The following is a 19,168-nucleotide window of genomic DNA, read 5'->3' as shown; positions in this document are numbered from 1 at the left end:
CCAAACCAGGCCCGCTCCCGTACCGGGCCCCTGTTGCGCTAGTGTGCCAGCCAGCCGCGTGGCTGGCTATCGGCGCACGATCAGGTACAGCCCGGCGGCCAGCATCAGCCAGGCCGGCCAGGCGGCCGGGGCGCTCAGGCTGACGGCACCGGCGGCCAGGGTAGCACCGCCCGCCAGCAGGCCGGCACCGAGCAGGCGCAGCGCCCAGTTGTCGCCCTGGCGCCGGCGCTCGGGCAGCTGCGGGTCGTGCAGGTGCGGCTGCGACAGGCGTTCGAGCAGGTCGCGGGTCATGTCGGCCAGGTGCGGCAATTGCTCGGCCTGGCTGTACAGGTTGCCGATTACTGCTTTGGGGCTCATGCGCTCGCGCATCCAGCGTTCGAGGAACGGCTTGGCGGTGCTCCACAGGTCCAGGTCGGGGTACAGCTGGCGGCCCAGGCCTTCGATGTTGAGCAGGGTCTTCTGCAGCAGCACCAGCTGCGGCTGGACTTCCATGTTGAAGCGCCGGGCGGTCTGGAACAGGCGCATCAGCACCTGGCCGAAAGAGATGTCCTTGAGCGGTTTTTCGAAGATCGGCTCGCACACGGTGCGGATCGCCGCTTCGAACTCGTTGACCTTGGTCTGCGCCGGCACCCAGCCCGAATCGATGTGCAGCTGGGCGACGCGGCGGTAGTCGCGCTTGAAGAAGGCGATCAGGTTGCGCGCCAGGTAGTCCTGATCCTCGGCGGTGAGGCTGCCGACGATGCCGCAGTCGATGGCGATGTACTGCGGGCTCCACGGCTTGACCGTGCTGACGAAGATGTTGCCGGGGTGCATGTCGGCGTGGAAGAAGCTGTCGCGGAACACCTGGGTGAAGAACACCTCGACGCCGCGCTCGGCGAGCATCTTCATGTCGGTGCGCTGGTCGGCCAGGGTCGCCATGTCGGTGACCGGCACGCCGTAGATGCGCTCCATCACCAGCACCTTGGGCCGGCACAAGTCCCAGTACACCTGGGGCACGTACATCAGCTCCGAGCCTTCGAAGTTGCGCCGCAGCTGGCTGGCGTTGGCCGCCTCGCGCAGCAGGTCGAGCTCGTCGTAGATGGTCTTTTCGTAGTCGCCGACGATTTCCACCGGGTGCAGGCGACGGGCATCGGCCGAGGCGCGCTCGGCGGCCTTGGCGATCAGGAACAGCCAGGCGAGGTCTTGGGCGATCACCGGTTTCAGGCCCGGGCGCACCACCTTGACCACCACTTCCTCGCCGCTTTTCAGGCGTGCGGCGTGTACCTGGGCGACCGAGGCGGAGGCCAGCGGTTCGACGTCGAAACGGCTGAACACCTCGCCGACCTTGGCCCCGAGCTGTTCTTCGATCAGCGCCACGGCGTGCTGCGGGTCGAACGGCGGCACCCGGTCCTGCAGCAGCATCAGCTCATCGGCGATGTCGGTGGGCAGCAGGTCGCGGCGGGTCGACAGCAGCTGGCCGAACTTGATGAAGATCGGCCCCAGGTCCTGCAACGCCAGGCGCAGGCGCGCGCCACGGCTGAGCTCCAGCGGCTTGCGCGGCAGCCAGCGCCACGGCATCAGCAGGCGCAGGCTGGCCAGCCACCAGGGCAGCAGGGGTTGTTCGAACAGCAGGTCATCGAGGCGGTAGCGGATCACGACGCGCTGGATGCGCAACAGACGGCGGACGGCGAGCAGCTTCATGCGTTATCGCTGGTATCAGGAAAGTGGGCGGCGAGGCGGCGCAGGCGCGCCTCGAGGCGTTCAATGTCGATTTTCAACGCATCGAGCTCGCTGAAGGCGGCCTCGGCTTCGCGTTTGCCGACCAGGGTGCGGGACTCTTCGGCGAGGTATTCGGACAGGTTCTGGCTGAAACGGGCCAGGCCCTGTTGGGTCCAGCGCGCGCGCAGGCGCACGTGGCCAGCGAGCAGCGCGGTGGGCACCGGGCCCAGCCAGCGTTGCAGCTCGTATTCCCAGTCCAGTTGCAGGTCTTGCAGCACGCCGAACAGGTCGAGCAACACGGCGCTGTCGCCATGCAGTTCGACCTGCGGGCTGTGCAGCACGGCGGTCTTGTCCTTGGCCAAGGCCAGCTGCGCCAGGCGCCCGGCGGGGGCGCGCAGGGTGCAGTCGACCTCGCCCTCCCAGTGGGCGGCCAGCATCAGGCCTTCTTCGTCGGGCAGCACGAACAGCTTGAGGGCCGGCTGCACGCAGTCGATCTCGACCACCTTGCCCTCCAGCGCGGCCAGGCGCGGCAACGCCGTGCTGTCCAGGCGCAGGACACGGTTGAGGCCGTGCTCGACGCTGGCGAGAAGGCCGGCGAGCAGCATCAGGGCTTGATTCCCCGGTGCACGGCGACGATACCGCTGGTCATGTTGTGGTAGGTGACGCGGTCGAAACCGGCCTCGACCATCATGCTTTTCAGGGTTTCCTGGTCGGGGTGCATGCGGATCGACTCGGCGAGGTAACGGTAGCTTTCGGAGTCGTTGGTGATCAGCTTGCCGGCCAGTGGCATGAAGGCGAACGAATAGGCGTCGTAGGCCTTGGCCATCAGTTTGTTGGTGGGTTTGGAGAATTCCAGCACCAGCAGGCGACCGCCTGGCTTGAGCACCCGCAGCATCGAGCGGATGGCTTCATCCTTGTGGGTCACGTTGCGCAGGCCGAAGGCGATGGTCACGCAGTCGAAGTGGTTGTCCGGGAACGGCAGCTTCTCGGCGTCGGCCTGGACGAACTCGATATTGCCCGATACACCCCGATCGAGCAGGCGGTCGCGGCCGACCTTGAGCATCGAGTCGTTGATATCGGCCAGCACCACCTGGCCGGTGGGGCCCACCAGGCGCGAGAACTTGGCCGCCAGGTCACCAGTGCCGCCGGCGATATCCAGCACCCGGTTGCCACTGCGCACACCCGACAGCTCGATGGTGAAGCGCTTCCACAGGCGGTGCATGCCGCCGGACAGCACGTCGTTCATCAGGTCGTACTTGGCGGCGACGGAGTGGAACACCTCGGCGACTTTCTTCGCCTTCTGGCTCTCGGGCACGTCCTGGTAGCCGAAGTGGGTGGTGGGTTCGGCGTGGTCGCCTTTGCGCTGGTCGGTCATTTCGCTTCACCAGAAAAAAATTACCGCCATTCTATGGGCTGCGGGCGGTTTTGTCTTGGCAGGGTGTGTCGCCGGGCGGGCGGGGGCATAATGCGGCCATTGTCTTCACATCCAGGAACACCCGCATGACCCAGATCAGCGTCGAACGCAAACACTCCCTCGGCCGTGATGCCGCCCGTGCCAAGGCCGAAGCGTTGGTGGACAAGCTCAGCCGCGAGTACGACCTCAAGGCCAGCTGGAACGGTGACCGCGTCGACGTGACCCGCAGCGGCGCCAATGGCAGCGTGCACATCGGTGAGGACAGCATCCGCGTCGAGCTCAAGCTGGGCATGATGCTGTCGATGATGAGCGGCACCATCAAGGGCGAGATCGAGCGGGCGCTGGATAAAGCCTTGGTGTGACCCGATGATCGGTGGGCGAGGGCTTTGCCCTCGATCGCTGGCAGGTCGCAGCGGGAAACCGCAGCTCCCACAGGAGCAATGCCCACCTTAGGGTGAGGATTCTAATTTTTCCGCCTACCTTCACGCTCAAGCCCTACCACCCTGGGCCCATCCTCCCTCCCCGAATGAGCATGAGGTACAGAGCATGGCCAAAGTGAATCTCAAGCAGGACGACGCCCAGGGCACCCTGGGCGAAGTGCGCGGCTACGCGCGCAAGATCTGGCTGGCAGGCATCGGCGCCTACGCCCGCGTCGGCCAGGAAGGTTCCGACTACTTCAAGGAGCTGGTCAAGGCCGGCGAAGGCGTCGAGAAACGCGGCAAGAAACGCATCGACAAAGAGCTCGATGCCGCCAACCAGCAGCTCGACGAGGCCGGCCGCGAAGTGACCCGCGTGCGCGGCAAGGTCGAGGTCCAGCTGGACAAGATCGAGAAAGCCTTCGACGCGCGCGTCGGTCGCGCCTTGAATCGCCTCGGCATTCCGTCTAAACATGACGTTGAGGCGTTGTCCATCAAGCTTGAACAGCTGCACGAGCTGCTCGAGCGCGTCGCGCACAAACCATAAGGAGAGCAGGATGGCTGGCAAGAAGAACACCGAGAAAGAAGGCAGCTCCTGGATCGGCGGAGTCGAGAAGTACTCGCGCAAGATCTGGCTGGCGGGCCTGGGTATCTACTCCAAGATCGACCAGGATGGTCCCAAGCTGTTCGACTCGTTGGTGAAGGATGGCGAAAAAGCCGAGAAGCAGGCGAAGAAAAGCGTCGACTCGGCGGCCGATACGGCCAAATCCGCCACCACCTCGCGGGTATCGGACGTCAAGGAGCGTGCACTGGGCAAGTGGAGCGAACTCGAGGAAGCCTTCGACAAGCGCCTGAACAGCGCCATCTCGCGCCTGGGCGTGCCCAGCCGCAACGAGATCAAGGCCTTGCACCAGCAGGTCGACACGCTGACTAAGCAGATCGAGAAACTCACCGGCGCTTCGGTGACCCCGATCTCCAAGGCTACCGCCAGCAAGACCGCCGCCAAACCCCTGGCCAAGGCTGCCGCCAAACCGGCCGCCAAGACCGCCGCGGCGAAACCGGCTGCCAAGCCTGCGGCTAAAACCGCAGCGGCCAAACCGGCTGCCGCCAAGCCTGCGGCCAAACCGGCAGCGGTGAAAAAGCCTGCCGTGAAGAAAGCGGCCCCGGCCAAGCCTGCGGCGGCCAAACCGGCAGCAGCGGCACCCGCCGCCACCGCCGCACCGGCACCCAGCGCGGCCCCGGCCAGCGCCACCCCGTCGGCACCGGTGAACGCGGCCGCCCAGGCCTGATACCGCGTCGCCTTTTTCGCGGGCAAGTCGCATCGGCGCACCGCCGCTCCCACAGGTGCGGCGCTGAATCCAAGCTCAGCGCCGCACCTGTGGGAGCGGCGGTGCGCCGATGCGACTTGCCCGCGAATGCTTCAACGCAATGGTTGCAGGCTTAACCCTCCAGATACTTCATCGCCAACTGCTCCGCCGCCGTGCGCGCCGGGGCCTGCAAGTGCGGCGCCACCAGCATCATCACCTGGTACACCACCACCCCTACATCCCCCTCACGGCCAATCACCCGCTGGTAGTCCAGCGAGCAGATCAGGGTCAGGGCGATCTGCTCCACCAACTGCCCCAATGCTTGCGTTTCGCTGGTCACCAGGCCCTGGCCCTTGAGGCTGGCCAACAGTGCGGCGAGGGTGCGCTTGAGCGCGTTGATCAGGCTGCGCATGCCGCGCGCCAGCTTGGGCAGGCGCCCGGTGAGGTTGGACAGGTCCTGGAACAGGAAGCGGTACTGGGCCATGCGCTCGACGATCAGGTGCAGGAACAGCCAGTAGTCCTCGGCGTCCAGGCGCACGTCCAGCGGCGGGTCGAGCAGTGGCATCAGTTGTTCTTCGAAACGCTCGAACAGGCCGATCACCAACGGCTCCTTGCCGTGGAAGTGGTAGTACAGGTTGCCCGGGCTGATCCCCAGTTCGTTGGCGATCTCCAGGGTCGAGACGTTGGGTTCGCCTTGGCGGTTGAACAGCTGCAGGGCGCATTCGAGGATGCGGTCGCGGGTCTTCATTCGGGTCAACGTGCCAGTACGTAGGTGCCTGGCGCGGGGCCCAGTGGTGGATAGGTGGCGTTACCCAGCTCGTTGCGCGGTGCCTTGAGCGCGCCGGAGCGCTGGCCGATCCACTCCAGCCACTGCGGCCACCAGCTGCCGTCGCGGCGTTCGGCATCGTAGAACCAGGCGCGCGGGTCGCCGGACAGCTTGGGGTTTTCCAGGTAGTAGGCCTTGGGGTTGCCGGGCGGGTTGATGATGCTCTGGATATGCCCGCTGTGCGACAGCACGAAGCGCCGATCGCCACCGAGCAGCAGCGCCGAACGGTACACCGCGTCCCACGGGGTGATGTGGTCGTTGCTGCCGGCCACGGTGAAGCTGTCCAGGTCGACCTGCTTGAGGTCGATAGGGGTGCCGCACACCTCCAGCCCGTCGGCGTGGGGTAGCGGGTTGTGCTTGAAGAAGTCCAGCAGGTCGCCGTGCAGGGCTGCCGGCAGGCGGGTGTTGTCGGCGTTCCAGTAGAGGATGTCGAAGGCGGGTGGGGTCTTGCCCATCAGGTAGTTGTTGACCCAGTAGTTCCAGATCAGGTCGTTGGGCCGCATCCAGGCGAAGATCCGCGCCACTTCGCCGCCGTCGAGCACGCCGCGCTGGTACGAGCGGCGCTTGGCCGCCTCGATGGTCTGCTCGTCGGCGAACAGGCTGGCCGGGCTGTCGAACTGGCTGTCCAGCAAGCTCACCAGGTAGGTGGCGCTGCGCACCTTGCGCAGCTGGTTCTTGGCTTTCAGGTGGCCCTGCAGGGCGGCCATGGTCAGCCCGCCGGCGCAGGCGCCCATCAGGTTGGGGTCACGGCTGCCGCTGATGCTGCGGCAAGCGTTGAGGGCTTCCTCGAGGGCCTGCACGTAGCTCGACAGGCCCCACTCGCGGTGGCGCGGGTCAGGGTTGCGCCAGCTGACCATGAACACCGGCAAGCCGTGCTTGAGCATGTACTGGACGAAGCTGTTGGTCGGGCTGAGGTCGAAGATATAGAACTTGTTGATCTGCGGTGGCACCACCAGCAACGGGCGGGCGTACTGCTTTTCGCTCATGGGCTTGTACTGGATCAGCTCCAGCAGCTCGTTGCGAAACACTACCGCGCCAGGCGTGGCGGCCAGGTTGCCACCGACTTCGAAGGCGCGCTCGTCCACCTGGCGGGGTAGCCCGTCGTTGTGGCGCAGATCGTCCAGCAGGTGGCTTGCCCCCCGCAGCAGGCTCTGGCCGCCGGTATTGAGCAGCTCCTTGACCGCCAGGGGGTTGAGCAGCGAGTTGCTGGGGGCGATGGCGTCGTTGATCAGGTTGAACAGGAACTGCGCGCGGGCGCGGTCATCCTGCGACAGCGAGCTTTCCTCGACCCACAGGCGGGTCTGCTTCTGCCAGGCCAGGTAGGCTTGCAGGCCGCGACGGTAGAAGGGGTTCTGGCTCCAGGTCGGGTCACTGAAGCGGCTGTCGCGCGGGTGTGGTTGATAGGGGGTGTCGCCGAGCATCACCCGGCCCAGGGTGCCGCCCAGCTCCAGCAGGTGCTTGGCGGTATGCAGCGGGTGGCGCAAGCCATGGCGACCGACATGCCGCAGGGTCGAGATCAGGTCGCGGCCGCGCAGGCCGGTGATGGCGTTGCGCACGTTCATGCTGGTGGCGGGGACCGGTGGCGTCCCTGGTGCCGGTTTGTCTTTCATGCCAACACTCCATCGTCAGAACACAGCAAGGGCAGGCCGGCACGTACTCCATGCGCCGGCCCGGTATCAGCCGCCTGAGGCGGGCCGGGGGTGCATGACCGCGCGCTGGCGCTCTTGCTGGAGGAATTTCATGATGATCGGGGCGACGGCCTCGGCCCGGGTGATCAGGAACAGGTGGCCATCGTCGATTATGTGTAGCTGGGCATTGGGAATCCGCCAGGCCAGCAGGCGCATGTTGACCAGGGGGATCAGCGGGTCGTCGTCGCCGGCCAGCACCAGGGTCGGTTGCTGGATCTTGTGCAGCCAGTGGATGCTGGTCCAGCCGAGCCCGGCGAACAGCTGCCAGTAGTAGCCCACCTTGCCGCCGGAGCGCACCTTCGAGGCGTGGTGCAGCGCCAGGTCCGGGTCGCGGCGAAAGCCGCCGCCGTAGATCATCGGGGCGATGCGGATCACGTGGGAGGGCTGGATGTAACGCCGCGGGCTGGCCATCAGCCACAGCACCTTGGGCTTGCCCGGCACCATCACCGCGCCGGCGGCGGTGGCGGCCAGCACCAGCTTCTTGCAGCGCTCGGGGTAATCGTGGGCGAACTGCTGGGCCAGCGCCCCGCCCCAGGACACACCGATGGCATTGACCTGGCCGTAGTCGAGGTAGTCGAGCATCCGTGCGGTCAACTTGGCCAGGCCGGGGAAGCGGTAGGGGTGGCGCGGCGTCGACGAGCCGCCGACCCCGGGCACGTCGAAGGCGATCACTTCCAGGTCCGGGTCCAGCGCCTCGATGAACGGGAACACCAGTTCGAGGTTGGCGCCGATGCCGTTGAAGATCAGCAACGGCGTCAGGTGCGGCTTGCCCGGGCGGACCGCCGTGCGGATGGACTGGTTGTCCAGCTCGACGGTCCTGAAGATATACGGTTGCGGCATGCGCGTGACTCTGTGGTGGAAAGGGCGCGGCGACCGGCCAACCGGCCAGTCACCGCGGCTTCACTCAGCGTTCGTGGACATAGGTGCCAGGCGCTGCCTCGCCGGCGGCATAGGCGCGGTTGCCCAGGCGCGTCGGGGCCTTTTTCAGAGCTCCCGCACGCTCGCCCAGCCAGGTCTGCCAGTGCAGCCACCAGGAGTCGGCGTGCTTGACCGCGTTCTCCTGCCAGGCCAGCGGCTCGTCCGGGCGGTCCTCGCCGGTCATGAAGCGCGCCTTGGGGTTGCCGGGCGGGTTGAGGATGCTCTGGATATGGCCGCTGTTGGACAGCACGAACTCGATCTTGCCGCCGAACAGGTGTGCCGAGCGGTAGCACGACTGCCACGGGGTGATGTGGTCGGCGGTGCCGGCGACGCTGTAGATGTCGCAGTCGACCTGCTTGAGGTCGATGGCGGTGCCGCACACTTCGAGCGCGTTGGAGCGGATCAGCGGGTTGTTCTTGAACATCTCGATCAGGTCGCCGTGGAAGGCGGCCGGCAGGCGCGTGGTGTCGTTGTTCCAGAACAGGATGTCGAACACCGGCGGCTCGTTGCCGAGCAGGTAGTTGTTCACCCAGTAGTTCCAGATCAGGTCGTTGGGGCGCATCCAGGCGAACACCTTGGCCATGTCGCTGCCTTCGAGCACCCCGGACTGGTAGGAGTGGCGCTTGGCGGCTTCCAGCGTTTGTTCGTCGACGAACAGCGCTACCTGGGTGTCGACCGTGGTGTCGAGCACGCTGACCAGCAGCGTGAGGGCGTTGACCTTTTTCTCGCCCAGCGCCGCATAGTGGCCCACCAGCGCGGTGCAGGTGATGCCGCCGGAGCAGGCGCCGAGCATATTCAGGTCTTTGCTGCCGGTAATTGCCAGCACTGCGTCGACCGCTTCCTTGAGCGCGTCGATATAGGTGGACAGGCCCCACTCGCGCTGGGCCTTGGTCGGGTTGCGCCAGCTGATGATGAAGGTCTGCTGCTGCGAGCGCAGGCAGAAGCGCGCCAGGCTTTTCTCCGGGCTCAGGTCGAACACGTAGAACTTGTTGATCTGCGGCGGCACCACCAGCAGCGGGCGGCTGTGCACCTGCTCGGTGATGGGTTTGTACTGGATCAGCTCCAGCACATCGTTGCGGTACACCACCGCGCCTTCGCTGGTGCCCAGGTTCTTGCCCACCTCGAAGGCGGCCATGTTCACCTGGCTGGGCATGCCGCCGTTGTTGACCATGTCCTTGGCCAGGTTGGACAAGCCATCGAGCAGGCTCTTGCCGCCGGTCTCGAAGAAGCGCTTGACCGCGGCTGGGTTGGACAGGGTGTTGGTGGGCGCCATGGCCTCGGTCATCAGGTTGATGACGAACTGGCCGCGGCTGATGTCCTGGGGCGACAAGTCGCTCTCGCCGATCCAGTCGTTCAGCTCCTTGCGCCAGGCCAGGTAGGTTTGCAGGTAACGGCGGTACAGGGGGTTGTTGTTCCATGCCGGGTCGGCGAAGCGACGGTCGTCGCTCTCCGGCTGCAGGCCCGACTTGCCCAGCAATACGTTCTTCAGCTCCAGCCCGAAATGCGCCACGTGCTTGGCACTGTGCAGGGGCTGGCGAATGGCCTGGCGCAATACCGTACGCGCCGAGGTCAGCAGGTCTTTGCGACGAATGCCGATGACCGGGTTCAGCCCCAGGGTGTTCTCCGAGGCCTGCCGCTGCAACTCATCGTTGTTCTTGTTACTCATCTACGACGCTCCGTTGTCCTGAGACGAGTACCGGTGTGCTGTGACAGCCCGGTACTGCTACTCGGGTGACCAGTGATAAGGAACAGCGGTGCTGCGACCGGATGCGTGTCGGTGATGAGCTGCGGGGGTTTCTGCGTGTGAAGACAACCTGCTTTCGCTCGCGACGTCTACATACCGGCCTGGCCCTGCCTGAAAAGCAATGCAGGGAACTTGCCAGCTCCATTGGTTACCCGACTTTCATGTAATGCGCAAGACAGCCCGTCTTGGGCTGCTGTTCTCGCATTCAAGCAGATGAGATTAGAAAATGCGCTCTAAAGCCTGGAGCCCTTGCGCTAGAGCATCAGTTTCACGACCGATTCGGACGGGTCGCGGGATTTGCCGGCTTTGTGCAATTCATCCAGATACTCGGCCCACAGCTGTTCCTGGCGCAGGCACAACTGTTCGAGGTACTCCCAGGTGAACAATCCTGAGTCATGGCCATCGTCGAAGATCAGTTTCAGTGCATATTGGCCGGCCGGTTCCAGGCCGTTGAGGCCGACGTTGATCTTGCCAAATTGCAGGATGGGATTGCCGTGGCCCTGGACCTCGGCGGAGGGGGAGTGCACCCGCAGGAACTCGGCGGGCAGGTGGTAGACCTCGCCGGGGGCGTAGGTGAGGGTGAGGGTTTTCGAGGCTTTGTGCAGGTTGATGGCGGTGGGCAAGCGGGCCATGGGCTGGAATCTCTCGGGAGCTGATGGAGTCAGCTTCCAGCTTCTTGGGCTGGGATTCAAGGGCCCTTTCGCGGGCAAGCCCGCTCCCACAGGGATCGTGCAGTCCCTGTGGGAGCGGGCTTGCCCGCGAAGATGGCGACGCTGTCTTACAGGATGTAGCGCGACAGGTCTTCGTTCTGCGCCAGCTCGCCCAGGTGGCTGTTCACGTACGCGGCGTCGATGTGGATCGGCGTCTCGTCGTGGGCGCTGGCCAGGTCACCGGCGCTGAACGACACCTCTTCGAGCAGGCGCTCGAGCAGGGTGTGCAGGCGACGGGCGCCGATGTTCTCGGTCTTCTCGTTGACCTGGAAGGCGATCTCGGCCAAGCGCTTGAGGCCCTCGTCGGCGAACTCGATGTTCAGGCCTTCGGTCTTGAGCAGCTCGCGGTACTGTTCGGTCAACGAGGCGTGCGGCTCCTTGAGGATGCGCTCGAAGTCTTCCGGGGTCAGGGCCTTGAGCTCGACACGGATCGGCAGGCGACCCTGCAGCTCGGGCACCAGGTCGCTCGGCTTGCTCAGGTGGAACGCGCCGGAGGCGATGAACAGGATGTGGTCGGTCTTGACCATGCCCAGCTTGGTGTTGACCGTGCAGCCTTCGATCAGCGGCAGCAGGTCGCGCTGCACGCCTTCGCGGGACACATCGGCGCCGCCGACGTTGCCACGCTTGGCCACCTTGTCGATTTCGTCGATGAACACGATGCCGTGCTGCTCGACCGCTTCCAGGGCCTTGGCCTTGAGCTCTTCGTCGTTGACCAGGCGGCTGGCTTCTTCGTCACGCACCATCTTCAGCGCGTCCTTGACCTTAAGCTTGCGCGCCTTGCGCTTGCCCTTGCCCATGTTGGCGAACAGGCTCTGCAGCTGGTTGGTCATCTCTTCCATGCCGGGTGGCGCGGCAATTTCGACACCGACCGCATCGGCTACTTCGATCTCGATTTCCTTGTCGTCCAGCTGGCCTTCACGCAGGCGCTTGCGGAACAGCTGGCGGGTGTTGGAATCGCTGCTCGACGGCGCGGCCTCCTCGGCGAAGCTGCTGGTGCGCGCCTGCGGCAGCAGCACATCGAGAATGCGATCTTCGGCGGCGTCCTCGGCGCGGTGGCGCACACGGACGATCTCCTGCTCGCGCAGCATCTTCAGCGCGGCATCGGCCAGGTCGCGGATGATCGATTCGACGTCACGGCCCACATAGCCGACCTCGGTGAACTTGGTGGCTTCGACCTTGATGAACGGCGCGTTGGCCAGCTTGGCCAGGCGGCGGGCGATTTCGGTCTTGCCCACGCCGGTGGGGCCGATCATCAGGATGTTCTTCGGGGTGACTTCGGCACGCAGCTCGGCAGGCAGCTGCATGCGGCGCCAGCGGTTGCGCAGGGCGATGGCGACGGCGCGCTTGGCGTCGTCCTGGCCGATGATGTGGCGGTTGAGTTCGTGAACGATTTCGCGGGGGGTCATGGACATGATGAAAATGGTCCTCGGACAGCCTGATCAGTGTGGAAAAGTCCCGCCGTGGGCGGGACGCCAGAACAACTGATCAGTCGGCCAGGTCCTGCTCCTCGATGGTCAGGTTGTGGTTGGTGAACACGCAGATGTCACCGGCGATATTCAGCGCGGCCTCGGTGATTTCCCGGGCCGACAGGTCGGTCTTGTTCAGCAGGGCGCGGGCCGCGGCCTGGGCGTAACCGCCACCGGAACCCATGGCGATCAGGCCATCCTCGGGTTCGACCACGTCACCGTTGCCGGTGATGATCAGGGAGGCGTCCTTGTTGGCCACGGCCAGCATCGCTTCCAGGCGGCTCAGCGAACGGTCGGTGCGCCATTCCTTGGCCAGCTCGACGGCAGCGCGCACCAGGTGGCCGGAGTGTTTCTGCAGCTGGGCTTCGAAGCGCTCGAACAGGGTGAAGGCGTCGGCGGTGGCACCGGCGAAGCCGGCGATGACCTGGCCGTTGTACAGGCGACGGACTTTCTTGGCGTTGCCTTTCATCACGGTGTTGCCGAGGGAAACCTGGCCGTCGCCGCCCATGACGACTTTGCCGTTACGGCGGACAGAAACGATGGTAGTCAAGGGAGAGTCTCCACGCAGCGGGGCGAAAATGCCTGATGGAGAGTCATATGGGGGGAGGGGGGAAGGATTTCAACCGGGGGGGATGAATGGTTGATGTTTGCCAGCTCCGGCCTCATCGCCGGCAAGCCGGCTCCCACAGGAGTACCACAGGCATGAGCTCAGTGGTTTTCCTGTGGGAGCCGGCTTGCCGGCGATGAGGCCAGGAAGGCCTACTCAGGCTTCGTGACAGATGTGCCCATCGACCAAGGTATAACGCACCGCGCCCGGCAGGCAGTGGCCGATGAACGGGCAGTTCTCGCCGCGGGAATACCACTGCTCTCCCGCCACCGTCGAGGCTTTCGGATCGAACAGCACCAGGTCCGCCGCGCCACCCACCTTCAGCTCGCCCGCCGGCAGGCGCATGGCCTGGGCCGGGCCGCTGGAAAGGCGTGCCAGCAACGTCGGCAAATCGAGCAGGCCGTCCTCGACCAATGTCATGGCCAGCGGCAGCAACAGCTCGACGCTGCTGATACCCGGCTCGGTGGCACCGAACGGCGCCAGCTTGGCGTCGCGCTCGTGGGGTTGGTGGTGGCTGGAGATCGCCTGAATCACCCCCGACTTCACCGCCTCGCGCAAGCCATCACGGTCGGCGGCGCTGCGCAGCGGCGGCTGTACGTGGTACAGGCTGGAGAAATCGCGCAGGGCCTCGTCGGTCAGAATGAGCTGGTACAGCGCCACGTCGGCGGTGACCGGCAGCCCCAACTGCTGGGCCTGGGCGATCAGCCGCGCGCCACGGGCGCTGGTGATCTGGGTGAAGTGCGCGCGCACGCCGCTCTGCTCGACCAGCAGCAGGTTGCGCGCCAGGGCCACGGTTTCGGCGCTCTCGGGGATGCCGGGCAGGCCGAGGAAGCTGGCCATCGGCCCTTCGTGGGCCAGGCCGCCTTGCGACAGATCGCGGTCCTGGGAGTGGAATACCACGGTCAGGTCGAAGGTGGCGGCGTACTCCAGCGCGCGGGCCAGGGTGCGGTTGTTGGGGATCTCTTTCAGGCCGTTGCCGAAGGCCACGCAACCGGTGTCGCGCAGGGCCACCAGTTCGGCCAGCTGCTCGCCCTCCAGGCCTTTGGTCAGGGCGCCGATCGGGTAGACCTTGCTGTTGGCCGCTTCACGGGCGCGGTCGAGGATCAGCTCGGCCACTGCCGAGGTGTCCAGGATCGGCTTGGTCTGCGGCGGGCAGCACAGGCTGGTGACACCGCCGGCAACCGCCGCGCGGGTCTCGCTGGCGATGGTGCCCTTGCGGCTGTAACCCGGCTCGCGCAGCGACACGCCGAGGTCGACCAGGCCCGGGGCGGCCACCAGGCCGTCGGCCTGGAGCGTGCGGCTGGCGCTGAAACCGGCCGGGGCCCCGCCGATGGCGGCAATGCGCCCGCCATCCAGGTGCAGGTCGGTGATGGTGTCCAGGCCGCTGGCGGGGTCGATGACCCGGGCGCCGATGATGCTGAGGGTCACTGGGCGTTCTCCTGCTCGAGTTGACGTTGCGCGTTCTGCCCGCTCATGGCCATGGACAGCACCGCCATGCGCACGGCGATGCCGTAGGTGACCTGGTTGAGGATCACCGAGTGCTTGCCGTCGGCTACCGCCGATTCGATCTCCACGCCCCGGTTGATCGGGCCCGGGTGCATGACGATGGCGTCGGGCTTGGCGCCGGCCAGGCGTGCGGTGGTCAAACCGAACAAGCGGTAGAACTCGCCTTCGCTGGGCAACAGGCCGCCGGCCATGCGCTCACGCTGCAGGCGCAGCATGATCACCACGTCGACGTCCTTCAGGCCTTCGGCCAGGTCGGTATAGACCTTCACCCCGTACTGCTCGATGCCGATCGGGATCAGGGTTTTCGGGCCGATCACGCGGATGTCCGGGCAGCCCAGCGCCTTGAGCGCGAGCATGTCCGAGCGGGCCACGCGGGAGTGCAGGATGTCGCCGACGATGGCCACCGACAGGTTTTCGAAGCTGCCCTTGTGCCGACGAATGGTCAGCATGTCGAGCATGCCCTGGGTGGGGTGCGCATGGCGGCCGTCACCGCCGTTGATCACCGCCACGTCCGGGCACACGTGCTCGGCGATGAAGTGGGCGGCGCCGGAGTCGGAGTGGCGCACCACGAACATGTCGGCGGCCATGGCCTCGAGGTTGCGCAGGGTGTCGAACAGGGTCTCGCCCTTGCTGGTCGAGGAGGTCGACACGTTCAGGCTGATCACGTCCGCCGACAGCCGCTGGGCGGCCAGTTCGAAGGTGGTACGGGTACGGGTGGAGTTCTCGAAGAACACGTTGCACACGGTCTTGCCGCGCAGCAACGGGACTTTCTTCACAGCCCGGGCACCGACTTCGAGGAACGAGTCGGCGGTGTCGAGGATCTCGGTGAGCAGTTCGCGGGGCAAACCGTCGAGCGAGAGGAAGTGGCGCAGCTGGCCCTGGTCATTGAGCTGCAGCGGGCGCTTGGCGTCGAATGGCGTCATCGCGGGGGACTCTTAAAGGGCGGAAGCGGAAGCGAGGTCCTGGCGCTCGAGGGCGAGCGGCGCGGGGCCGGTCAATTTTACCCGTTCATGGGTGGCCAGCGACAGGGTGGCACCCAGCACATTGGGGCGGATCGGCAGCTCGCCGGCATCCAGGTCCAGCAGGCACACCAGCGTCACGCTGGCCGGGCGACCGTAGTCGAACAGTTCGTTGAGGGCGGCGCGGATGGTGCGGCCGCTCATCAGCACGTCGTCCACCAGCACCAGGTGCTGGCCTTCGATCTCGAACGGCAGCTCCGAGGGGCGCACCTGTGGGTGCAGGCCATTCTGGCTGAAGTCGTCACGGTAGAACGACACATCCAGCGTGCCCAGCGGGCTCTGGTCGCCCATTTCGACTTGCAGGGCCTCGGCCACCCAGACGCCGCCGGTGCGAATGCCGATGAAGCGTGGTTCGGTGATTTCACGGCGGGCCAGGTGGGCGCGAAGGTCGACGGCCATCTGCCGGATCAGGTCGGCGGGATTGGGTAGGCTCATTGCGTGCTCCTCGGAAGGCGGGCGCCGGGTCACTCCGGCGGCAAAGCGGAATTAAGTGTTGGCCTCCAGCCAGCCTTGCAGCAGCAGGGCGGCGGCGATGGCGTCGACCGGGTTGTCGCGGTAGCTGCCGTGGCGGCCGCCACGGGCCATCTGCTCGCCTTTGGCTTCGAAGGTGGTCAGGCGTTCGTCGTGGGTATGCACCGGCAGGTTGAAGCGCCCGTTCAGGCGGCGGGCGAACTTCTCGGCGCGCTCGCTCATGTCGCTGGGGGTGCCGTCCATGTTCAACGGCAGGCCCACGACGATGGCGTCGGGCTTCCATTCCTTGATCAGCTTCTCGACCTGGTTCCAGTCCGGCACTCCGTTCTGCGCCTTGAGCACGCACAGCTCGCGGGCCTGGCCGGTGATGACCTGGCCGACGGCCACGCCGATCTGTTTGCTGCCGTAGTCGAAGCCCAGCAGCAGGCGCAGCTCGGCCATCAGGCGTGCCCCGCCTGGCTGGTCAGCAAGCTCAGGTTGATGCCCAGGCTGGCGGCGGCGGCGTCCAGGCGCAGGTCATTGGCCATGCCGAAGATGATCTCGGGGTCGAATGGGCAGTTGAGCCAGGCGTTGTCGGCCAGCTCGGCCTCCAGCTGGCCCGCTTCCCAGCCGGCGTAACCGAGGGTGATCAGGCTCTGTTTCGGGCCCACGCCAGCGGCGATGGCCAGCAGCACGTCCTGCGACGTGGTCAGCGACAGCCCTTCCAGCGCCACCGTGGCCTGGAAGCTGCACTCGTTGCTGTGCAGCACGAAGCCACGGTCGGTCTGCACCGGGCCGCCCTGGTAGATGGGCACCTGCAGCGTGCTGGCGGGCGGCTGCTCATCCGGGCGCAACTGCTCGAGGATGTCGGCCAGGTTCAGCTCCTGCGGGCGGTTGACCACCAGCCCCATGGCGCCGTTGGCATTGTGCTCGACGATGTAGGTGAGGGTGTGGGCAAAGTTCGGGTCGGCCATGTGTGGCATGGCGATCAGGAACTGGTGCTTGAGGTAGCTGGGGGCGAGGGTTTTCATGGGGGATAGTGTGGCGTCAGGTGGCGGGGCTGGCAAGGTGCTCCCACAGGGATAGCGCAAAGCTTTGGTTTATGCGGTCAGGGTGGGAGCAACTGTCTTGCGCAGCTTTTCTGTAGGAGCGGCCTTGTGCCGCGAAAGGGCCGCGAAGCGGTCCCGGCAATCTCAGCTTTCACCCTGAAATCGTGGGGCCGCGTTGCGGCCCTTTCGCGGCACAAGGCCGCTCCTACAGTGGACGAGCCAACCCGTCGGGTGGGTGCCGGCTTGCCGGCGATGCGGCCCCAATCAGTTGCTCGAAAGTCGGTCCCCACGCGCAAAGCGCCAGGTCCGGATGATCTCCAGCCGATCGAACTCCGCCATATCCCCGGTAAATGGCGCGAACGGCGCCGCCAGGCGCACGATGCGTTGGGCCGCCTGGTCCAGCACCGGCTGGCCGGACGATTCCAGCACCATGACCTCAAACAGCGAGCCATCACGGTTGATCGACACCATCAGCCGCAAGCTGCCGTAAAGCTGCTGGCGCCGGGCTTCATCGGGGTAGTTGAGGTTGCCGATGCGCTCGACCTTCTTGCGCCACTCCTCTTTGTACCAGGCGCCCTTGTCGCGCATGGTCGAGGCGGCGTTCAGGCGGTGGATGCGCGGGCGCTTGGCGTACAGCTGCTGTTCATTCGAAAGCTCGGCCTCGAGGCTGGCGATCTGGCTGGACAGCTGCGAGCTGTCGAAGTCCGGCACTTTGGCCTCGGCCTTGGGCTGCGGTTTGCTTTCCTTGGGCTTGGGTTCAACTTTCTGCGGCTTGGGTGCCTGGGTGGCGACCACGGCCTTGGCCGGTGGGGGTGGTGTTTCTACCTTGGCGGCGGGTGGCGGGGTGATCTTGTTTATCTTGCTGTCCTGGAACGGCGCGACCTCGGTGGTCTTGGGCACCGCCTTCTTGTCCAGGGTGCCACTGCCCTGCTGGTTCTCCTGGGCCTGGAAGTCGGCCTTCTCGGGGGCCTTCTCACTCTTGAAGGTGGCCAGGGTGATGTCCATGGTGTGGCGGATTTCAGCCGGTTTGATCACGGTGAAACCCACACCCAGGATCAGCGCCAGGTGCACCAGCGCGGCCAGGAACAGGGTAAAGCCGAGCCGGTCCACCGGGCGAACGCGGGGTGGCAGCATGTCGGGCGGGATGTCGGCTTGCAGCGTCATCGGGTATCCAGCAACCACTCGGTAGGGCAGCGGCTCAGTCGAAAAGGACCGGCATCATACCCCACCGCGCGGTGTTGCCACCTGTCCTCGGTCAGCGCGCCTTGAGCTTTCGATCAATGGCGTCCATCAGCTTGCCGCCGATGTCGGTGTTGTAGGCGGCGTCGATCTCGCGGATGCAGGTCGGGCTGGTGACGTTGATCTCGGTGAGGTGTTCACCGATGACGTCCAGGCCGACGAACAGCAGGCCCTTCTCGCGTAGCGTGGGGCCGACCTGGGCGGCGATCCAGCGGTCGCGCTCGCTCAAGGGGCGGGCTTCGCCACGGCCACCGGCGGCCAGGTTGCCGCGGGTTTCGCCGCTGGCCGGGATGCGCGCCAGGCAGTAGTCCACCGGCTCGCCGTCGATCATCAGGATGCGCTTGTCACCGTCCTTGATTGCCGGCAGGTAGGCCTGCGCCATGATCTGCTGGGCGCCCAGGGCGGTGAGCGTTTCGAGGATCACCGACAGGTTGGGGTCGCCAACCCGGTGGCGGAAGATCGAGGTGCCGCCCATGCCATCCAGCGGCTTGAGGATCACGTCGCCGTGCTGGGCGGCGAATTCGCGGATGATGTCCGGGCGGCGGCTGACCAGGGTGGGCGGGGTGCACTGCGGGAACAGCGTGGCGAACAGTTTTTCGTTGCAGTCGCGCAGGCTCTGCGGGCGGTTGACCACCAGCACGCCTTCGCTCTCGGCCTGCTCCAGCAGGTAGGTGCTGTAGACGAACTCCATGTCGAAGGGCGGGTCCTTGCGCATCAGGATCACGTCCAGCTCATTGAGCAGGCTGTCGTGCTCGTCACCCAGCTCGAACCAGCGCGCCGGGTCGGCGAACACCTTCAGCGGGCGCATCCGCGCACGGGCCTTGCCTTCGCCCTGGTACAGGTCGCGCTGCTCCATGTAGAACAGCTCCCAGCCACGGGCCTGGGCGGCCAGCAGCATGGCCAGCGAACTGTCCTTTTTATAGGAGATGGACGCGATGGGGTCCATGACAATCCCGAGGCGAACGCTCATGGGGTAATTCCTCTTGGCGGCGGGTGGCCGCGATGGCTCGAAAATGAAAGTGGCTCAGGGTGGCGCCGGGCGCGCGCCGGGTCAAGGGGGCGGGCGGATGGAATGCCCCTGCGGAGTGTGCTAAAAAGGCCTGGCACGTGG

The 19,168-nt window shown here is 65.8% G+C and carries 20 protein-coding genes; 3 read left to right on the top strand and 17 right to left on the bottom strand.

From position 1 onward, the window contains the following. Positions 1-66: 66 nt before the first annotated feature. Genes ubiB through ubiE form a run of 3 tightly spaced genes read right to left on the bottom strand, consistent with a single transcriptional unit; the run spans position 67 to position 3,073 of the window. On the bottom strand, positions 67-1,680 hold the full coding sequence (gene ubiB, locus IX761_RS12160) for a ubiquinone biosynthesis regulatory protein kinase UbiB (protein WP_194789832.1): 1,614 nt from the start codon (positions 1,678-1,680) through the stop codon (positions 67-69). Beyond that, complete coding sequence (locus tag IX761_RS12155) at positions 1,677-2,303, bottom strand: ubiquinone biosynthesis accessory factor UbiJ (RefSeq protein ID WP_194789831.1); 627 nt, start codon at positions 2,301-2,303, stop codon at positions 1,677-1,679. The genes ubiB and IX761_RS12155 overlap by 4 nt, the downstream gene beginning before the upstream one ends. Further along, positions 2,303-3,073, bottom strand: coding sequence for a bifunctional demethylmenaquinone methyltransferase/2-methoxy-6-polyprenyl-1,4-benzoquinol methylase UbiE (ubiE, locus tag IX761_RS12150; RefSeq protein WP_194789830.1), 771 nt, complete (start codon positions 3,071-3,073; stop codon positions 2,303-2,305). The genes IX761_RS12155 and ubiE overlap by 1 nt, the downstream gene beginning before the upstream one ends. A gap of 125 nt (positions 3,074-3,198) precedes the next feature. Between ubiE and IX761_RS12145 the strand changes: the two genes are divergently transcribed. The 3 genes from IX761_RS12145 to IX761_RS12135 all read left to right on the top strand — a co-directional run bounded on the left by IX761_RS12145 (position 3,199) and on the right by IX761_RS12135 (position 4,817). Then, positions 3,199-3,474: a polyhydroxyalkanoic acid system family protein gene (locus IX761_RS12145; protein WP_194789829.1), complete on the top strand. Its 276-nt coding sequence runs from the start codon at positions 3,199-3,201 to the stop codon at positions 3,472-3,474. A 184-nt stretch (positions 3,475-3,658) separates the two neighbouring features. Next, positions 3,659-4,075 (top strand): phasin family protein, encoded by a 417-nt coding sequence (locus tag IX761_RS12140; protein WP_194789828.1) that lies wholly within the window; start codon positions 3,659-3,661, stop codon positions 4,073-4,075. A 10-nt stretch (positions 4,076-4,085) separates the two neighbouring features. Then, complete coding sequence (locus IX761_RS12135) at positions 4,086-4,817, top strand: phasin family protein (RefSeq protein WP_194789827.1); 732 nt, start codon at positions 4,086-4,088, stop codon at positions 4,815-4,817. A 151-nt stretch (positions 4,818-4,968) separates the two neighbouring features. Here the strand turns inward: IX761_RS12135 and IX761_RS12130 are convergent, their stop codons facing one another. From IX761_RS12130 to gshB, 14 genes are all read right to left on the bottom strand, one after another. Next, the gene (locus tag IX761_RS12130; RefSeq protein ID WP_194789826.1) at positions 4,969-5,583 is read right to left on the bottom strand and encodes a TetR/AcrR family transcriptional regulator; all 615 of its coding nucleotides are present in this window, start codon (positions 5,581-5,583) and stop codon (positions 4,969-4,971) included. A gap of 5 nt (positions 5,584-5,588) precedes the next feature. Beyond that, positions 5,589-7,271 carry a class II poly(R)-hydroxyalkanoic acid synthase gene (phaC, locus tag IX761_RS12125; protein WP_194789825.1) on the bottom strand — a complete coding sequence of 561 codons (1,683 nt, stop codon included), beginning with the start codon at positions 7,269-7,271 and terminating at the stop codon, positions 5,589-5,591. Positions 7,272-7,337: 66 nt separating this feature from the next. Then, positions 7,338-8,189, bottom strand: a complete 852-nt coding sequence (gene phaZ / locus IX761_RS12120; RefSeq protein ID WP_194789824.1) for a poly(3-hydroxyalkanoate) depolymerase — start codon at positions 8,187-8,189, stop codon at positions 7,338-7,340. A 64-nt stretch (positions 8,190-8,253) separates the two neighbouring features. Further along, positions 8,254-9,933, bottom strand: a complete 1,680-nt coding sequence (gene phaC, locus IX761_RS12115; RefSeq protein ID WP_194789823.1) for a class II poly(R)-hydroxyalkanoic acid synthase — start codon at positions 9,931-9,933, stop codon at positions 8,254-8,256. Between the two features lie 332 nt (positions 9,934-10,265). Continuing rightward, the gene (locus tag IX761_RS12110) at positions 10,266-10,643 is read right to left on the bottom strand and encodes a gamma-butyrobetaine hydroxylase-like domain-containing protein (protein ID WP_194789822.1); all 378 of its coding nucleotides are present in this window, start codon (positions 10,641-10,643) and stop codon (positions 10,266-10,268) included. A 146-nt stretch (positions 10,644-10,789) separates the two neighbouring features. Then, the gene (gene hslU, locus IX761_RS12105) at positions 10,790-12,133 is read right to left on the bottom strand and encodes an ATP-dependent protease ATPase subunit HslU (protein WP_194789821.1); all 1,344 of its coding nucleotides are present in this window, start codon (positions 12,131-12,133) and stop codon (positions 10,790-10,792) included. A 73-nt stretch (positions 12,134-12,206) separates the two neighbouring features. Beyond that, complete coding sequence (gene hslV, locus IX761_RS12100) at positions 12,207-12,737, bottom strand: ATP-dependent protease subunit HslV (RefSeq protein WP_194789820.1); 531 nt, start codon at positions 12,735-12,737, stop codon at positions 12,207-12,209. 213 nt (positions 12,738-12,950) lie between these two features. Next, the gene (locus IX761_RS12095) at positions 12,951-14,222 is read right to left on the bottom strand and encodes a dihydroorotase (protein WP_194789819.1); all 1,272 of its coding nucleotides are present in this window, start codon (positions 14,220-14,222) and stop codon (positions 12,951-12,953) included. Further along, positions 14,219-15,223 (bottom strand): aspartate carbamoyltransferase catalytic subunit, encoded by a 1,005-nt coding sequence (locus IX761_RS12090; protein WP_194789818.1) that lies wholly within the window; start codon positions 15,221-15,223, stop codon positions 14,219-14,221. Before IX761_RS12090 ends, IX761_RS12095 begins: the two co-directional genes overlap by 4 nt. Positions 15,224-15,235: 12 nt before the next feature. Next, complete coding sequence (pyrR, locus tag IX761_RS12085; protein ID WP_194789817.1) at positions 15,236-15,754, bottom strand: bifunctional pyr operon transcriptional regulator/uracil phosphoribosyltransferase PyrR; 519 nt, start codon at positions 15,752-15,754, stop codon at positions 15,236-15,238. 51 nt (positions 15,755-15,805) lie between these two features. Next, complete coding sequence (gene ruvX / locus IX761_RS12080; protein WP_023378332.1) at positions 15,806-16,231, bottom strand: Holliday junction resolvase RuvX; 426 nt, start codon at positions 16,229-16,231, stop codon at positions 15,806-15,808. Then, on the bottom strand, positions 16,231-16,800 hold the full coding sequence (locus tag IX761_RS12075) for a YqgE/AlgH family protein (RefSeq protein WP_194789816.1): 570 nt from the start codon (positions 16,798-16,800) through the stop codon (positions 16,231-16,233). The genes ruvX and IX761_RS12075 overlap by 1 nt, the downstream gene beginning before the upstream one ends. A gap of 282 nt (positions 16,801-17,082) precedes the next feature. Continuing rightward, positions 17,083-17,982: an energy transducer TonB gene (locus tag IX761_RS12070; protein ID WP_194789815.1), complete on the bottom strand. Its 900-nt coding sequence runs from the start codon at positions 17,980-17,982 to the stop codon at positions 17,083-17,085. Between the two features lie 91 nt (positions 17,983-18,073). Then, entirely contained in the window at positions 18,074-19,027 is a 954-nt protein-coding gene (gene gshB, locus IX761_RS12065) for a glutathione synthase (protein ID WP_194789814.1), read from the bottom strand. Positions 19,028-19,168 lie beyond the last annotated feature (141 nt).

The sequence above is a fragment of the Pseudomonas sp. UFMG81 genome, assembly GCF_015354575.1.
Taxonomy (GTDB): domain Bacteria; phylum Pseudomonadota; class Gammaproteobacteria; order Pseudomonadales; family Pseudomonadaceae; genus Aquipseudomonas.
This window is presented reverse-complemented; position numbering and strand designations above follow the sequence as displayed.

Bases quoted from the DNA above. Each gene is read 5' to 3' on its own strand.
- ubiB (WP_194789832.1), bottom strand. From the start codon at position 1,680: ATGAAGCTGCTCGCCGTCCGCCGTCTGTTGCGCATCCAGCGCGTCGTG.
- IX761_RS12155 (WP_194789831.1), bottom strand. From the start codon at position 2,303: ATGCTGCTCGCCGGCCTTCTCGCCAGCGTCGAGCACGGCCTCAACCGT.
- ubiE (WP_194789830.1), bottom strand. From the start codon at position 3,073: ATGACCGACCAGCGCAAAGGCGACCACGCCGAACCCACCACCCACTTC.
- IX761_RS12145 (WP_194789829.1), top strand. From the start codon at position 3,199: ATGACCCAGATCAGCGTCGAACGCAAACACTCCCTCGGCCGTGATGCC.
- IX761_RS12140 (WP_194789828.1), top strand. From the start codon at position 3,659: ATGGCCAAAGTGAATCTCAAGCAGGACGACGCCCAGGGCACCCTGGGC.
- IX761_RS12135 (WP_194789827.1), top strand. From the start codon at position 4,086: ATGGCTGGCAAGAAGAACACCGAGAAAGAAGGCAGCTCCTGGATCGGC.
- IX761_RS12130 (WP_194789826.1), bottom strand. From the start codon at position 5,583: ATGAAGACCCGCGACCGCATCCTCGAATGCGCCCTGCAGCTGTTCAAC.
- phaC (WP_194789825.1), bottom strand. From the start codon at position 7,271: ATGAAAGACAAACCGGCACCAGGGACGCCACCGGTCCCCGCCACCAGC.
- phaZ (WP_194789824.1), bottom strand. From the start codon at position 8,189: ATGCCGCAACCGTATATCTTCAGGACCGTCGAGCTGGACAACCAGTCC.
- phaC (WP_194789823.1), bottom strand. From the start codon at position 9,933: ATGAGTAACAAGAACAACGATGAGTTGCAGCGGCAGGCCTCGGAGAAC.
- IX761_RS12110 (WP_194789822.1), bottom strand. From the start codon at position 10,643: ATGGCCCGCTTGCCCACCGCCATCAACCTGCACAAAGCCTCGAAAACC.
- hslU (WP_194789821.1), bottom strand. From the start codon at position 12,133: ATGTCCATGACCCCCCGCGAAATCGTTCACGAACTCAACCGCCACATC.
- IX761_RS12090 (WP_194789818.1), bottom strand. From the start codon at position 15,223: ATGACGCCATTCGACGCCAAGCGCCCGCTGCAGCTCAATGACCAGGGC.
- pyrR (WP_194789817.1), bottom strand. From the start codon at position 15,754: ATGAGCCTACCCAATCCCGCCGACCTGATCCGGCAGATGGCCGTCGAC.
- ruvX (WP_023378332.1), bottom strand. From the start codon at position 16,231: ATGGCCGAGCTGCGCCTGCTGCTGGGCTTCGACTACGGCAGCAAACAG.
- IX761_RS12075 (WP_194789816.1), bottom strand. From the start codon at position 16,800: ATGAAAACCCTCGCCCCCAGCTACCTCAAGCACCAGTTCCTGATCGCC.
- IX761_RS12070 (WP_194789815.1), bottom strand. From the start codon at position 17,982: ATGACGCTGCAAGCCGACATCCCGCCCGACATGCTGCCACCCCGCGTT.
- gshB (WP_194789814.1), bottom strand. From the start codon at position 19,027: ATGAGCGTTCGCCTCGGGATTGTCATGGACCCCATCGCGTCCATCTCC.